This window comes from Gemmatimonadota bacterium (genome assembly GCA_009692115.1).
GTDB lineage: Bacteria > Gemmatimonadota > Gemmatimonadetes > Gemmatimonadales > GWC2-71-9 > SHZU01.
Genome location: SHZU01000001.1, coordinates 239060 through 253693, shown reverse-complemented (window position 1 = coordinate 253693; position 14634 = coordinate 239060). Strand labels below are relative to the sequence as shown.

The following is a 14634-nucleotide window of genomic DNA, read 5'->3' as shown; positions in this document are numbered from 1 at the left end:
GCCCGAATCAACCGTCCTTCTCGGTGAAGGCCTGGGGGTCGTAGGTCCAGTCTTCCCGTCGGGCTTCGACTACGTCGAGATGGGCCAGGAGGATCACCGGCTTCCGGGCCCCGGTGCCGCGGAGCCGGACGATCAGGTTGTGGTTCTTCGAGTCGGCCGGTCCGACCACCTCGGCGTCGGCGGGGGGGGGGGAAGCCGGCGGCCAGGAATCGCTGGCGGAGGGCTTCCGCGGCTACAGTGGTGCTGCCGGTCGAGTGGGTGGTATTGATCTCGACCGGCTGTTTGAAGATGGCGCGGGCGGTGGCTTGCTCCGGGGTCGGCGTCTGGGCCGAGACGGATCCGGCCGACGAGAGGATGGCGAGGGCGAGCATGGCTGATCTTGTCATGGGTAAACTATAATTCACTCATGCCACTCAACGTCCATGACAACATCCTCGGCGCGATCGGCCACACCCCGCTGATCCGTCTCAACGCCATCGTCCGCGAGGTCTCGGCCACCGTCTACGCCAAAGTCGAGACCTTCAATCCCGGCCACAGCATCAAGGACCGGATGGCGCTCCGGATGGTCGAGGACGCCGAGCGGAGCGGCCTGCTCAAACCGGGCGGCACGATCATCGAAGGTACCAGCGGCAACACCGGCATGGGCCTCGCACTCGCGGCGATCGTCAAGGGCTATCGCTGCATCTTCACCACCACCGATAAACAGTCGCGCGAGAAGGTCGACGCGCTCCGGGCGTTCGGGGCCGAGGTGGTGGTCTGCCCGACGGACGTCGATCCCGAGGACCCGCGTTCCTATTACTCGGTGTCGTCCCGGCTGGTGGCCGAAACGCCCAACAGTTGGAAACCCAACCAGTACGACAATCTCAGCAACTCGGCGGCCCACTACGAATCGACCGGGCCGGAAATCTGGGAGCAGACCGAGGGCCGGGTGGCCCACTTGGTGGTGGGGGTCGGGACCGGCGGGACGATTTGCGGCACCGGCCGGTACTTGAAGGAAAAAAATCCGGCGATCAAAGTTTGGGGCATCGATACCTATGGGTCGGTCTTCAAGAAGTACAAGGAGACTGGGATTTTCGACAAGCACGAGATCTACCCCTACGTCACCGAAGGAATCGGCGAGGATTTCCTCCCCGCCAACGTCGATTTCAGCATTGTCGATCACTTCGAGAAGGTGACGGACCGGGATGCCGCGATCTACACTCGCGAGCTGGTCCGGAGCGAAGGGATCTGGGTCGGAAACTCGGCCGGTTCGGCGCTGGCGGGGCTGTTGCAGCTCAAAGACCGGTTCAAGGCGGGTGAGATCGTGGTGGTGATCTTCCACGACCATGGCACCCGGTACATCGGCAAAATGTTCAATCCGGACTGGATGCGGCGGATGGGCTATGAGAATCTCGAAGGGCCGACCGCCCGAAGCCTGGTCAAGACCAAGACCGGTGCGGACCTCGTGGGTGTCGAGGAGACGGCCACGGTAGAGCAGGCGCTGGCCCGCATGGTGGCCAATGATTTTTCGCAGATCCCGGTTACCAAAGAGGAGCGGGTGGTCGGCTCGTTACGGGAGGCGCACGCCTATGCCTGCATCGTCAAAGATCATGCGGTCCGGCACGCGCTGGTCCGGTCGATCATGCAGCCCGCATTTCCGTTCGTCGATATCGAAACACCGGTGGAGCTGTTGGCGCCGATGATCACGCCGGAGAGCCCGGCGGTGTTGGTCCGTGATTTTCCGGCGGCCAAGACCTACGTGCTGACGGGATACGACGTCCTCCAGGTAATCTAAAACCGGCAGTCGATCGTCCCGTAGGCTCCGAAGTCGATGTGGAATTCATCACCAGGGCGCGCCGCGACCGGGCTCACGAACGAACCGCCTAACACCACTTCGCCGGGTTCGAGCGCCACGCCGTAGGGCGCCAACTTGTTGGCCAGCCAGGCCACCCCGTTGGCCGGATGGTTGAGCACCGCCGCCGCCACCCCCGAGACCTCAATCTCCCCGTTCCGGTAGCAGAGCGCCGAAACCCAACGCATGTCGCCCTCGGTGGGCTTGAAGGGGCGACCGCCGAGCAGGATGCCGGCATTGGCGGCGTTATCGGAAATCGTATCGGTCACCTTCCGCGTCACCTTGGTCTCCGGGTCGATCTGCTGAATCCTTGCGTCGATGATTTCGACCGCCGGGACCACCGAATCGGCGGCCGCGAGCACGTCCGCCAGGGTGCAGTCAGGACCCGCGAGCCGGCGGCCGAGCACGAAGGCCAGCTCCACCTCGACCCGGGGCACGATGAAGCGATCGGGCGGAATCGTGGCCCCGTTCTCGAAGAACATGTCGTCGAGGAGCACGCCGTAGTCCGGCTCCGAAATGTTCGAGGCATACTGCATGGCCTTGGAGGTGAGGCCGATCTTGTGACCCCTCACGTTCCGGCCCCGCGCCAGCTTCATCGCGACCCAGTGGCCCTGAATCGCATAGCCGTCGGCGATGGTCAGGTCCGGAAACTCGAGGGAAAACTGCCGGATCTGCTTCCGGCTCCGTTCCGATTCATCGAGCCGTCGCGCCAACTCGGCAAAGAGTGCGGGGTCCACGGGGGTCTCCGGCGTTAGGGTTGCTTGAAGCGCGCGTGCAGGTTGTTGTGTTTCCAGCTCCAGGCCTCGCTGGTTTCGTAGAGCTCGAACGAGATCGCCAGGGGCCGGGCCTGAAACAGCTCGGCAAAGTGTTCCTTGAACATCGCGAAGAGTTGGTCGCCGGTGGCGCGTGTGACGGCCTCGGGGCGGCCGGCGCCGATCGTGAGCCGGGCGTGGACGAATCCGTAGTCGGCGGCCTGGTCGGCCACGGCGTATTCGGTCAGCCGGTGGGCCCGGGACCGGATCCCGCCGGTTGGAAAAACGCCGCCCTGATCCATCAGGATTCGGTTGGCCTTCGCGAGCAACTCGGGGATCCGGGCCCCGTCGCCCAGATTGTCGGTGTACTCGACGATGAGATGGGGCATCAGTGCTTAGTCTCCCACGATGGTGCTGGTCAACCGGCCCACCCCTTCGACTTCGGTGGTCACGATATCGCCGGCCTGGACGTTGGCCAGTCCGTCGGGCGTGCCGGTCAGGATGAGATCGCCCGGCGAGAGAGTCAGGAAGCCGCTCAGATACTCGATCAGCCACGCCACCGAGAAAATCATGGCGCTGGTCGAGCCGGCCAGGGTCTCGCTGCCGTTGACGGTGGTGCGAAGCCGGAGGTTGGCGGGGTCGGGCACGTCGGCTTGGTCAACCAGCCACGGGCCAAGCGGGGTGGCATGGTCACGACTTTTGACCCGAAGATTCGGCCGGTAGTAATTCTCGAGGTAGTCGCGGAACGCGTAGTCGTTCGCCACCGTGTAGCCGGCCACATAGTCGAGCGCGTCGGCCTGGCGGACCCGGCGGGCGGTTCGGCCGATGATCACGGCCAATTCACACTCGTAGTGCATGAAGGTCACGTCGGCCGGGCGGCTGACCCGGGAGAAGTGCCCACAGATCGTATTCGCGCCTTTGAGGAAGACCAACGGCACGGTCGGTGGCGTAAAGGCGAGTTCCTTGGCGTGGTCGGCGTAGTTGAGGCCAACGGCAAAGATGGTTCGCGGCACCACCGGCGGGAGCCACCCCACGTCCGCTTCGGCCAGCATCCGGCCGTCGGAAAGGCGGACCATCCCATCGGACTCGGTGGCCGCCCATTCGGTTCCCTGGAACATCACCCGGGCCCGCTTCATTCCCGCTCCACCGGATTCTCGAGAACCCCGACCCCCGCGATCACAAGCCGGACCCGGTCACCGGGGGTGGCGAGTGGCGGTTCGTGGGGCTCTCCGAGGAGCAGGATATCGCCGGGTTCGAAGGTGATGAATTGGGAGACGTCCGCCAACAGGTGGGCGGCGCCGCGCACCAATCCCCGGCCATCCGCTCGGCGCACGATTCGGCCGTTCACTTCAATGACCACCTCGAGACCGTCTGGGTCGAGCGCGCCGCCGGGGGCCACCACCGGCCCGATGGGACAGAAGCCATCGGGGCAGCGCTCTTTGATGGCAGGCCGGTAGTGCGACTGGTAAGGGATGCTCACGTCGTTGGCCACCACCAAGCCGGCCAAGTGGGCCAGGGCCTCGTCCGGCCCGACGCCGGACATGGTGCGCCCGATGACCAGGCCCACGGTGCCTCCCATCCGGAGGGCGGGCACCCCGGCCGGGCAGGGGATCGGATCGCCGGGGCCGATCCAGGTGTTGGCCGGCTTCAAGTGCAACACCGGGGCCTTGGGCGGGGCCTTATAGGGGTCCCGGTTGAGCGCATCGCCCAACGCCCGCCACGTCTCCAGCCGGTTGAGCGCCGCCGCATAGACCGTCCGGCTCATGAGATGTAGGTCGGGATGCCCGACAACGCCGATTCCCGGACCGGCGACCCGGCCCCGTCGAATGACTCGACCACTGATCCCTCGGTAAACCACCGCTTCGGTGCGGGGCCGCCCCACAGTTGCTGGCGCCGGATGTCGTCCCGGTCCCACCGGATCGGCTCGAAGTCGGGATCCACGGTGAGATAGTCCGAGCTGTACAACTCGATCCGGTGGCCGTCGGGGTCGCGAAGGTAGAGGTAGAAGGCGTTCGAGATCCCATGGCGCCCGGGACCGCGTTCGATGTGGGCCTCCATCCGCGCGCCGGCCAGGATATCGCAGAGCTGGGTGACCCGGCTCCCGTCGGGGAGGTAGTACGCAAAGTGGTGCATCCGGGGGCCGGCGCCGTTAGTGATGGCGAGATCGTGGACGTTGCCCTTCCGGTGCATCCACGCGGCCCAGGTCACCCCGTCTTGGTCCTCGGTGTACTCGCTCAGCCGGAATCCCTGGGTCCGCTGGTACCATGCCGCCATGTCGCCCACCGTCGGGGAGAAGACGTTCACATGGTCGATCCGAGTAATCCCGGGGCCTCGGTGCAGGTCGTAGCGCTGGAGCAGCCACGGATGGCGAACCGATTGGTAGTAATAGGTCATCGGGAAGCCGAACGGGTCCTGGATCCGAAGCAACGAGGGCCGGTCGAGTTCGGACTCTCGCCGAGTGGCCAGACCTTCGGCACGGGCTAGCGCCTCCAATTGGTCGAGAGCGGCCTCGGACCCGACCTTGAAGCCAAACTGCCGGACCCGCGGGGCGGGGCCGGTCTCGAGCTTGAGGCTCCACTCGCGATCCTCGACCCCGCGGAGGTAGAGGGCGCCCGGCGTTTCGTGGAGCAGGTTCAATCCCAGGAGATCGACGTAGAACCGTTTCGAAGCGGCGAGATCGGCCACCGATAGGACCACGTGGCCGATCCGGATGATCTCTGGGGTCGTCATGTGACGCGCCTAACGCTTGCCGAACTGCGGGATCGGGTGGGTGCCGAGCGGCACGGCCACGTTCTTGATCTCGGTGTAGAACTCGAAGGCATGCTCGCCCCCTTCGCGGTGGGTGCCGCTGAACTTGACCCCGCCGAACGGCGTCGGCAGGTGGCGGACGTTGTGGCTGTTGATCCAGGTCATCCCGGCCTCGATGCCGAGCGCCATTCGGTGGGCCCGGGCCACATCGGAGGTCCAGATATACGCCGCGAGGCCGTACTTCACGTCGTTGGCCTTGGCTAAGGCATCGGCCTCGTCCGTGAAGGGGATCGCGACTAAGACCGGGCCGAAGATCTCTTCTTGGGCAATCCGCATCCGGTTGTCGCCGGTGAACAGGGTCGGGGCGACATAGTTGCCCTCGGTGCCGACCCGGTGTCCGCCGGCCACGAGCCGGGCGCCTTCACGCTTCCCGATGTCGAGATAGCCAAGCACCCGGTCGCAATGTTCGGGGTGGATCAGGGGGCCCACTTCGGTATTGGGGTCGAGCGGATGGCCCACCGTGACCGCTTTGGTCCGGGCTTCGAGCTGCGCCACGAAGTCATCGAAGATCGAGGCCTGGATCAGGACCCGGGAGTTGGCGGTGCAGCGTTCCCCGTTGAGGCTGAAGATCTGGAACACGGTGCCGTCGAGCGCGCGGTCGAGGTCGGCGTCGGCAAAGACGACCGACGGCGATTTGCCGCCGAGTTCGAGCGAGACCCGCTTGAGCTGATCGGCGGCGTTCTTGGTAACGATGGTGCCGGTGGTGGTTTCGCCGGTGAAGGTGATCAGCGGCACCTTGGGGTGCGCCACCAACGGGGCCCCGGCCTCTTCGCCGAACCCCTGCACCACATTGAAGACCCCCGGCGGCAAGTCGGCTTCCTGGATGATCCGGGCGAGCTTCCAGGCCGTCAGCGGCGACCACTCGGCCGGTTTCAGGATGACGGTGTTGCCGGTGGCGAGCGCCGGGGCGATCCGCCACGTGGCCAGCATCAGGGGCGAATTCCACGGGGTGATGATCCCGCAGGCCCCGACCGGCACCCGGAGCGTGTAGTTGAGCCACTCATGGCCCACCGGGTAAGTCCGCCCGTCCATCGCCTTGTCGGCATACTCGGCGTAAAAGCTGAAATTCTCGGCCGCCCGGGCAATCTGGGCCCGGACCACCTTGATCACTTGGCCCGCGTCGAGGCACTCGATGGTGGCGAGTTCGTCGCCGTGTTTGTCGAGGACCGCGGCGATCCGGATCAGGTGCGTCCGGCGGGCCTTGGGCGCGAGCTTTCGCCACGACTGGAAGGCTTGATGGGCCGCGTCGGCCGCCCGGTCGATGTCTTCGGCGTGCCCCCGCGCCACCCGGGCCAGCAACTGGTTCGTGGAGGGATCGAGGGTCTCGAACGTTTCGCCCCGATGCCCCGGCACGAACTCGCCGCCGATGAAATGGGGAATGACGGACCCGCCGAGCTTCTCGCGGACTTTCGTGATGAACTCCGGCGCAATGGCCGTCCCGCTCTGGCCCAAAGCCATCTCAACTCTCCTCGGTGGTGCTGAACAGTCGGTCGATCGTCGTCATGGTGGCCGCCACTTCCGTCGGCGTGGCGATCAGTTCCTTCGTCGGGATTCCGAACGCGTACGCCGACGTCGAGCCGTCGAGCGCCTGGCCGATCGGAATCACTTCGACATGTCTGGCCCAAAGCCACCGGCGGAACACCGCCGTGTAGATCTCGGGGTCATAGGGAGCCGGGCCGCCGCCGGTGGCCTCCCGATAGACCTCGTCCCAAAGCGCCCGCAGCACGTTCGGCGGGGGCGGGGTCCGGTTTTGGGCGCCGGCGGGAATGCTCATCGCAGCCAGGAGCAGGACAATCGCAAGTCGATAACTCACTTGAGCTGGCGAAGCTCCGCCTCCGCCACGATGAACCCGAAGCCCGGCCAGCCCCTTGAATCGATCACCCGACGGAACCACTGCCGGGCCTTGGCCGTGTCGCCCCGGACCAGATACCAGTTGCCAAGGCCGTAGCTCAACGTGGCGAGGGTAACGTCGCCGGTGTCGGCCGGGGTCACCACTTGGTCGGGCCCGATCAAGCCGCGGTAGAGCTTGAGCCGCCGGGCGTACCAGACCGTCGTCGGGAGGGAATCGGGCCGCCGGTCGAGCATCGCCTTGGCCTCAGCGGCCCGGCCTGCTCGGGCGAGCGACATCCAAAGCCAGTCGGTGGACCCGGCCAGTTCGCCGGGGTCCGGCGCGATCGGCTGGGCTTTGGCGAACGCGGCGGCTGCCCCGGGAAAGTCCGCCTTGGCGAAGCGAACCACGCCCAGGTGATACCAGAGTCCGTAGATCGAGGGGTCGAGTTTGGTGCCGGCCTCGAGATCGGCCCGGGCCTTGTCGAATTCCCGGATCGACAGATACCGGTGACCCCGCCACCGGAGGAGCAGGGCGTTGGTGGGCTCGATGGCCAATCCCCTGGTGAACGTGGTGATCGCTTCCCGAAACTGGCGCACTCCCGATTGGGCCACGCCGAGGGCGATGATCTTGGTGACGTTCTTGGGATCGGCCTTGAGGGCCAGCTCCGCTCGGGCTACCGCGCCGGTGTCGGGTTGCGACCGGTACTCGACACCGGCGGGGGAGCGGTACTGAACGGACTGGCTCTGAGCGAGTGCCCAGGGGACCGCCAGAAGGGGGGCGAAGATCCATCGAGCGCGCATTGGGCCTCGGGGTTGGAATTGGAAGTGGGGAATCTGTTGGTGCTATACCAAGGCGCCAGCACCCAGGAACGCCGAGACCTCCGCCAGGCCCTGCTCCAAGACGGTTCGGTTGTTAGCGTACCCGATTCGGACGTAGCCCTCCATGTCGAGGGCGCTGCCCGGGGTAAACATCACACCCCGGGTTTCGACCAGCCGGACGCAGAAGCTCTCGGACGACTCGGGTTCGGAGTACTTGAGCAGCGCCGTCGTGCCGGATCGGGGTTTGATGTACGATATCGAAGGTTCGGCGCCGATCCACTGATCGAGCACGGCCAAGTTGGTGCGGACGATGTTGCGGCTCCGGGCCAGAATCTTGGTCCGGTGTTCGAGAGCAATCGCCGCGAAATGCTCATCGAGCATGCCGACGCTGATCGTGTTGTAGTCGCGGTGCCGTGCCACGGCGCGGATCACCGGGTGTGGCCCGGTAATCCAGCCCAGCCGCAAGCCCGCCAGGGAAAACGCCTTCGACATGCTGCCGGTGCTGATGCCCCGCTCGTACAGATCAGCCACCGAGTCGGTGGTGCCGCTGCCCTCCTGATCGATGCCGCGATAGACCTCGTCGGACAGCACGTAGGCACCGGACGCCCCGGCGATTCGAACGATCGCCTCGAGCGTCGTGCGGTCCATCAGCGACCCCGTCGGGTTGTTTGGGTTACTGAGCGCGATGATTTTGGTGCGAGGGGTGACGAGCCCGGCGAGTTCATCGAGATCGGGCAGGAAGCGGTTCGACTCCGTGAGCCGGAGGCGCTTGACCGTGGCGCCCAGGCTTTCGGGAATCGAGTAGTGCTGCTGGTAGATCGGCACCAGGGTCACCACCTCGTCGCCCGGTTCGACCAGGGTCTGGTAAACGAGCGCGTTCCCCCCGATCGCCCCATGGGTGATCACGACGTTGGCCACCTGCTGGGAGGCATAGAGCGACGCCACCAGGCCGCGCAGCCGGGCGGACCCCTCAATGGCGCCGTAGGTCAGTTTGAGGGGCAGGAGTTCGTCGAGGATCGTGCTCTGTTTGCCGGCCAGGGCGAGCAATTCCTGCACCGTCAGGGACTCGACACAGCTTTCGGCCAAGTTGTAGCGACAGTGATTTTCATAGCGGTCCATCCATCGTTCGATCGCGAATTCTTCGATCTGCATCAGGTTCTCTCCAGGCCGGCGGCCCCTGGTTGCTCCCCGACGCGCTGGAGTTTCGCCAACCCCGTCTCGAAGTCCTTCCCGATCATCGTGTCCATGCTAACGAAGATGCCCATCGGCTTGGTCATGAAACTGCTCGGGCCCTCCATGGTCCAGGTCAGGCGGGTGGCGTGTCTTTCGGCGGCCAAATGAAACCTCGTGGTGTTGTGAGACTCGAACGGCCTCAGGAAATCGAGTTGGATCGTGATCGTTGCAGGGGGCACCGATTCAGTGATCTCCATCCGCCCCATGCCGGCCTTCTTGCTGCCGTCCCACGCATACACCGCGCCGACCCCGCTCGCCGCGCCGCTGTGGGTCCGTTTCATGGCGGGGTCGAGGCCCTCCCACGGCGACCAAGCGGCCCATCGGTGAAAATCGTTGAGCAGAGGGAAGACCAGGCCGGCGGGCGCCGGGATAGTGGCCGAGCGCTCGACCCGGTAGGCGCCCGGGCGCGTGGCCGCGAAGACCACCAGCGCCAGGATCAGTACGGTAATGACAATGTTGGCGGTCATCGGGTCGCCTCAGGGTGGGGTCCGGTCCCAAGTTGCCGATCAAAGCCCCCGCTGGCAAGCCACTACTTGGCCTTGAGCCAGTAGCTCAGCTTCAGGGCAAAGAAGTTGTCGCCCGGGGCCGAGGTGGCATCCCAGAGCGAGCCCGTACTTACGAGAGTGCCGGTTGGGAGCAGGTCGCTTCGGTTCTGCTGCCAAATCAGGAACAGGGTGCTCCCAGCGGACCACTCCCACCGGACCACCAAGTTGGAGCGAAACGACAGGAGGTTGAAATCCGGGTTTGCAAACCCGAAACTCGCCGGTCCGTCGGTCACGGCAAATCGGCCGCCGGGCTGCCGGGCGATCGTGGTTCCGCCGGTCACGCCGTAAGTTCGAAGCGCGAAGCTCCGCGCCCGGGCCAACTCGCCGAAGTCGTAGAACCGGCCGCTCGCCGCGAAGGGTTCGGCATAGCCTTGCACGGTCAGGTTCGGCGAAAAGGCGTAGTTGAGGCGGAATTGGGTCGCAATCGTGCTTTGTTGGACGAACCCGAAGACGTAGCGCCGCCCGAACGTAGCCGCTGAACCGCCGCCTAACGTGGCGACATACTGTTGGGCGTTGACCGAGCGGGTGTAGCGCGGCGTGACCGATGCCTCCCACTGCGGGCCGGGCCGGGTGGTGATCCCGGCGCTCAGGCTCGTCGCCGATCCGTCCAACTCATCGCGGCGATAACTGGCGCCCAAGTTCCACGTGGTGCGGGACTGCTGATTGCCCGACAGTCTGGCCTGCACGTTCCAGCCATCCGGGGTCTGCATGTAGGGTCCGCCCCGGGTCAGGGTATTGCTCATGGCACGGGGGGCATAGCCGACGCCCAGCCCGAGGTTCCAAAAGTTCCGGAACACGAAAGTCGAACTCTGGTTCAAACGAAGGAATTGCCGGTCGAGCCCGAAATCCCACTGCCCGACGACCGAGTGGCCCACTCGGAGATACCGAAACACGCGGTTTGGCTTGGTGTCCTGGAGTTGCAGGTCGGCGTTGAAGTCGATGGCGTCGGCCCGCGCCATCTGGCCGATGTCGTTGATCTCGAACCCGGGAGACTCGACCCCGACCTGGATACCCCAAAGCGTCAGGCGGCCGGCGTTCTTGTCGGCCCGGACTGAGGCGGTGTAGCCGGACAAGGAGGTCCGGAGCGCGTCATAGGTGAGATAGTCCGCGTCGGGGCGCTGGAAGTACCGGGCGCTCGACCGTTGGACCCGGTCGATGGCCGCGCCTTCACCGGCCACCCGGCTGAACCCGGCCCAGCCGGTCAGTTCGTATTTGCCCTCCTGGAAGCGGAGCCGCCAATCGACGCCGCCGGTGACGGCATCCCGAGCCAACAGGGCGTCGAGGCCGCCGGCGTTACTCACCCCCCGGCGCACCCCGGTCAGGACCATGCCTAACGTCGATTGGTCCCGGCCCACCTCCTGCTGGAGCCGGAGCACCCCGAATCCGGCCGGTGCCTCGACCGCGGAACGGGTGATAAGTCCGGTGGTCGAGTCGTACCCCTCGCCGAATTCCCGGCCCGTGACCGAGGCGAGCAGCCCGACCGAGAGCCGGGACGGGAGCCGGCCCGTGACCTTGGCCGCGCCCAGGATGGTGGTGTTGCGGGGTTCATTGACGAAGTCACCCGAGGCGCCGCCTCGGGGGCTCGCCCCGATCCGGCGGGTATAGAAATAGGTGGGCCGCCCGAGAAAACTCTGGGCCCGCCCCGTCAGGATTTCGTTGCCCTCGACGAAGAACGGACGCCGCTCGTCGAAGACGGTCTCAAAGGCGGTGAGATTGACCTCGGCCGGGTCGGCCTCGACTTGGCCGAAGTCCGGGTTGACCGTGGCATCGAGCGTCAGGTATGTCCCGAGCCCGGCCTTGAGATCCGCCCCCGCCCGGCCGACGAATTTCTGATCGAAGGGATTCTTCGGATTCTGGTTCCCGCGGATCGTCAGGTCGGCGGCGACGTAGGGGACCAATTCGATGCCCCGTGCGGAGCTGATGTTGGCGATGCCCTCGAGTGTGCCGAAGAACGACGACCAGCCGGACTGATCGCTAGCCCGGGGAATCATGACCCAATAGTGATCGGCATTCCGGTCGGGAATGGCGCGCTGAATGTTGAGGCCCCAGGCCTGGTCGCGGGCCCCGAACCGGAGCTGCGAAAACGGAATCCGCATCTCGGCGGTCCAGCCGGCGCTGTCGACCCGGACCGCCGCGGTCCAGATCGGCTCGTATTCGTACTGGCGATCCGTTTGGGAGTCCTGTCCGTGATAGTAGTCGCTGCGGACTCCTCCGGAGGAAATCCCGAAGCTGTAGGCGGTCCGCCGGTCGTGATACGTATCAAAGGACACCACCAGTAACTCGGCGTTGCTGGTGCCGTCGCGCCGGGTCACTGCGGTCGGGATGTTCAGAGGGTCGGGCCGGTGGAGCCGGGCGCCGACGTACACCGCGTCGTGGTCGTAGAGAATCCGGACCTCGGTCTTGAAGCTCGGGTCGGCACCTTCGACCGGCAACTTCTCCACGAAGTCTGCAATCGGGACCGCCGCCGTCCAGCCGGCGTCATCCATCAATCCATCAATGCGAGGAACCGGGCCGGCGATCCGGACCGCCCGGGCCGTCTTCTGTGCGGGCTGGCTGTGGGCGGACTCTGCCACGAGCAACGTCGACAATCCGAACAACAGGATCGTGGCTCTTGGAATTCGAACGATCACCTGCGATGTCCTTGGTTTTGGTAGTTCAGACGGCGGAACCGCGGTCTGGGTTTCGGCGCTGGGCCAGATCCGGAACAAACCTAACTCCCCCAGGGCCTTGATCGGGTTGGCCGGCGAGGCCAACCTTTGGGTAACCCGAAAGTCATCCTGTTGCCGGAGCCGCCATGCGTTTCGCGCTCGCTACCCTCGTCGTCACGGCCGCCCGAGCGGCCACCGTTCAGTTGGCCCACGCCGAGGTGGTCCGCTATGAGATCACTCATCGGCGGGATATTGCCGGTGGCCGCTCGTTCGGTGCGGCCGGCCCGTATGAGTTGATCGAAGGGCGGATCCTGTTCGCGGTCGACCCAGCCAACCGCTACAACGAGCGGATTGTCGACCTTGGTCTGGCGCCCCGCAATGGAGCCGGCCGGGTGGAGGCATGGGCGGATTTTGCCGCGCTCCGTCCCAAGAACGGCCGGGGGGACGGCACCGCACTGTTTGAAGTGTCGAATCGGGGGCTCAAGTACCTCGCGAATCTCCTCGATTTCGGTACCATGACCGCCCATCCGGAGACCCTCGAGGATCTCGGTGATGGCCTCTTGCTCCGACTCGGTCTCACCTTGGTGTGGGTCGGCTGGCAGTTCGACGTGCCGGAGGCCGATCCCGATCGGCTTGGCCTCTCGGCGCCGGTGGCGATCAGTCCGGGCGGGGCTCCGCTCACGGGGCTGGTCCGGGCCGACTGGGTCATTCCCCGGCCGGTCCGGGTGCTCGCCCTCGCCCACGGAAATCACACCGGGTACCCGGTGGCCGATCCCGGGTCGCCCGAGAACGTCCTCACCGTTCGGTCCGGGCGATATGCCGCCCGGCAGATCGTGCCCCGGACGGAGTGGCGGTTTGCGCGGGAAGTTGGGGATGCTCCAGTCGACGATCCGGCGTCCGTCTACATGGCCGGGGGTTTCGAACCGGGCCAGATCTATGAGTTGGTGTACCGGAGTCGTAACCCCAAGGTGGCTGGCCTCGGTCTCGCGGTCATTCGCGACGCGATGAGCGCTGCGAAGCATTCTCCGGACAGCCCGTTTCCCGCCAAGTACGTCGTCGGCATTGGGGTGTCGCAGACCGGCCGCCTCCTCCGCCACTTTCTCTACCAGGGATTCAATACCGACGAACAGGGCCGGAAAGTGTTCGACGGTCTGCTGGTCCACGTGGCCGGCGCGGGGCGGGGCAGCTTCAATCACCGGTTTGCCCAACCGTCGCGAGACGGGCACCGGTTCGATGCGTTCTTCTATCCAACCGATCTGTTTCCGTTTGCCGGTACTGCGGCCGCCGATCCGGTCACTGGGCTCCGCGATGGTCTCTATGCTCACCAATTCAACCCCGCCCATCTCCCGCGGGTGTTCCAGACCAACACCGGCTACGAGTACTGGGGCCGCGCCGCGTCGCTGATTCACACCACGCCGGACGGGGCCCGCGACCTCCTGGTGCCGCCTAACGAGCGAGTCTATCATCTGGCCGGCGGGCAGCACGTGCCGGGTCCGTTTCCGCCGGTCGAGACCTCCCGCCATCCCGGGTCCCGAGCCTACCGGAGCGAGCCGCTCGACTACCGGCTGCCGCTTCGGGCGCTGCTGGTCAGTCTGATCGAGTGGGTGCGGCACGGAACCGAACCGCCGCCGTCGGTTTATCCCCGGATCGACCGGGGCCAGCTCGTGCCGCTCGACCGCTTCCGGTTACCGGTCATTGCGGACCTGGGCCGCCCGACCGTCGTGCACCAGCCTGACCGGCTCGATTTTGGGCCTCGATGGAGCCAGGGCATCGCCGACCAAGAGCCGCCGGGAGTCGGGGCGCCGTTTCCGGTGCTGGTGCCGCAAGTGGACTCGTTGGCCAATGAAGTGGGCGGGGTTCGAAGCGTGGAAATCGAGGCCCCGCTGGCGAGCTATCTGCCCTGGAACCTCCGGTGGGGCCAGCCCGGCGATACCGCCGAGATGACGCGGATTCTCGGGACCTATCTGCCGCTCCCGCGGACCGAAGCGGAGCGGACCGCCGCGAACGACCCCCGGCCAAGCATCGCGAGCCGTTATCCGAATCGGACGGCCTATCTGGCCGCGGCCCGCCGGGCGGCCGAGGGTCTGGTCACGCGGCGGATGCTCCTTCAAGATGACGTCGAACGGGCGGTGGCGCGGGCCGGGGCCCAGTGGGACTGGACGATGGCT

The 14634-nt window shown here is 65.9% G+C and carries 12 protein-coding genes and 1 pseudogene; 1 reads left to right on the top strand and 12 read right to left on the bottom strand.

Translation table 11 applies throughout. The features are described from left to right. The first annotated feature begins 406 nt into the window (after positions 1 to 406). Positions 407 to 1774, top strand: coding sequence for a pyridoxal-phosphate dependent enzyme (locus EXR94_01210; protein MSR01346.1), 1368 nt, complete (start codon positions 407 to 409; stop codon positions 1772 to 1774). Here the strand turns inward: EXR94_01210 and hpaH are convergent. From hpaH to EXR94_01150, 12 genes and pseudogenes are all read right to left on the bottom strand, one after another. Continuing rightward, on the bottom strand, positions 1771 to 2568 hold the full coding sequence (hpaH, locus tag EXR94_01205; protein MSR01345.1) for a 2-oxo-hepta-3-ene-1,7-dioic acid hydratase: 798 nt from the start codon (positions 2566 to 2568) through the stop codon (positions 1771 to 1773). The genes EXR94_01210 and hpaH overlap by 4 nt on opposite strands. 14 nt (positions 2569 to 2582) lie before the next feature. Next, entirely contained in the window at positions 2583 to 2972 is a 390-nt protein-coding gene (locus tag EXR94_01200; protein MSR01344.1) for a 5-carboxymethyl-2-hydroxymuconate Delta-isomerase, read from the bottom strand. 6 nt (positions 2973 to 2978) lie between these two features. Then, complete coding sequence (locus tag EXR94_01195) at positions 2979 to 3719, bottom strand: 2-hydroxyhepta-2,4-diene-1,7-dioate isomerase (GenBank protein ID MSR01343.1); 741 nt, start codon at positions 3717 to 3719, stop codon at positions 2979 to 2981. After that, complete coding sequence (locus EXR94_01190) at positions 3716 to 4348, bottom strand: hypothetical protein (protein MSR01342.1); 633 nt, start codon at positions 4346 to 4348, stop codon at positions 3716 to 3718. Before EXR94_01190 ends, EXR94_01195 begins: the two co-directional genes overlap by 4 nt. Then, a complete protein-coding gene (gene hpaD / locus EXR94_01185) occupies positions 4345 to 5313 on the bottom strand; it encodes a 3,4-dihydroxyphenylacetate 2,3-dioxygenase (GenBank protein MSR01341.1) in 969 nt (322 codons plus the stop codon). The genes EXR94_01190 and hpaD overlap by 4 nt, the downstream gene beginning before the upstream one ends. A gap of 9 nt (positions 5314 to 5322) precedes the next feature. Next, the gene (gene hpaE / locus EXR94_01180; protein ID MSR01340.1) at positions 5323 to 6849 is read right to left on the bottom strand and encodes a 5-carboxymethyl-2-hydroxymuconate semialdehyde dehydrogenase; all 1527 of its coding nucleotides are present in this window, start codon (positions 6847 to 6849) and stop codon (positions 5323 to 5325) included. A 1-nt stretch (position 6850) separates the two neighbouring features. Then, positions 6851 to 7204: a hypothetical protein gene (locus EXR94_01175; protein MSR01339.1), complete on the bottom strand. Its 354-nt coding sequence runs from the start codon at positions 7202 to 7204 to the stop codon at positions 6851 to 6853. After that, positions 7201 to 8022: a tetratricopeptide repeat protein gene (locus tag EXR94_01170; GenBank protein ID MSR01338.1), complete on the bottom strand. Its 822-nt coding sequence runs from the start codon at positions 8020 to 8022 to the stop codon at positions 7201 to 7203. Before EXR94_01170 ends, EXR94_01175 begins: the two co-directional genes overlap by 4 nt. Before the next feature lie 42 nt (positions 8023 to 8064). Next, complete coding sequence (locus EXR94_01165; protein ID MSR01337.1) at positions 8065 to 9192, bottom strand: aminotransferase; 1128 nt, start codon at positions 9190 to 9192, stop codon at positions 8065 to 8067. Then, entirely contained in the window at positions 9192 to 9740 is a 549-nt protein-coding gene (locus tag EXR94_01160; GenBank protein ID MSR01336.1) for a polyketide cyclase, read from the bottom strand. The genes EXR94_01165 and EXR94_01160 overlap by 1 nt, the downstream gene beginning before the upstream one ends. Before the next feature lie 62 nt (positions 9741 to 9802). Then, positions 9803 to 12448, bottom strand: coding sequence for a hypothetical protein (locus EXR94_01155; protein MSR01335.1), 2646 nt, complete (start codon positions 12446 to 12448; stop codon positions 9803 to 9805). A gap of 2106 nt (positions 12449 to 14554) precedes the next feature. Next, positions 14555 to 14629 (bottom strand): annotated as a pseudogene (locus EXR94_01150) (hypothetical protein). Positions 14630 to 14634 lie beyond the last annotated feature (5 nt).

What these genes read in the sequence shown, in the direction of transcription:
- EXR94_01210 (MSR01346.1), top strand. Translation starts at nt 407, where the DNA reads ATGCCACTCAACGTCCATGACAACATCCTCGGCGCGATCGGCCACACC.
- EXR94_01200 (MSR01344.1), bottom strand. Translation starts at nt 2,972, where the DNA reads ATGCCCCATCTCATCGTCGAGTACACCGACAATCTGGGCGACGGGGCC.
- EXR94_01195 (MSR01343.1), bottom strand. Translation starts at nt 3,719, where the DNA reads ATGAAGCGGGCCCGGGTGATGTTCCAGGGAACCGAATGGGCGGCCACC.
- EXR94_01190 (MSR01342.1), bottom strand. Translation starts at nt 4,348, where the DNA reads ATGAGCCGGACGGTCTATGCGGCGGCGCTCAACCGGCTGGAGACGTGG.
- hpaD (MSR01341.1), bottom strand. Translation starts at nt 5,313, where the DNA reads ATGACGACCCCAGAGATCATCCGGATCGGCCACGTGGTCCTATCGGTG.
- hpaE (MSR01340.1), bottom strand. Translation starts at nt 6,849, where the DNA reads ATGGCTTTGGGCCAGAGCGGGACGGCCATTGCGCCGGAGTTCATCACG.
- EXR94_01170 (MSR01338.1), bottom strand. Translation starts at nt 8,022, where the DNA reads ATGCGCGCTCGATGGATCTTCGCCCCCCTTCTGGCGGTCCCCTGGGCA.
- EXR94_01165 (MSR01337.1), bottom strand. Translation starts at nt 9,192, where the DNA reads ATGCAGATCGAAGAATTCGCGATCGAACGATGGATGGACCGCTATGAA.
- EXR94_01160 (MSR01336.1), bottom strand. Translation starts at nt 9,740, where the DNA reads ATGACCGCCAACATTGTCATTACCGTACTGATCCTGGCGCTGGTGGTC.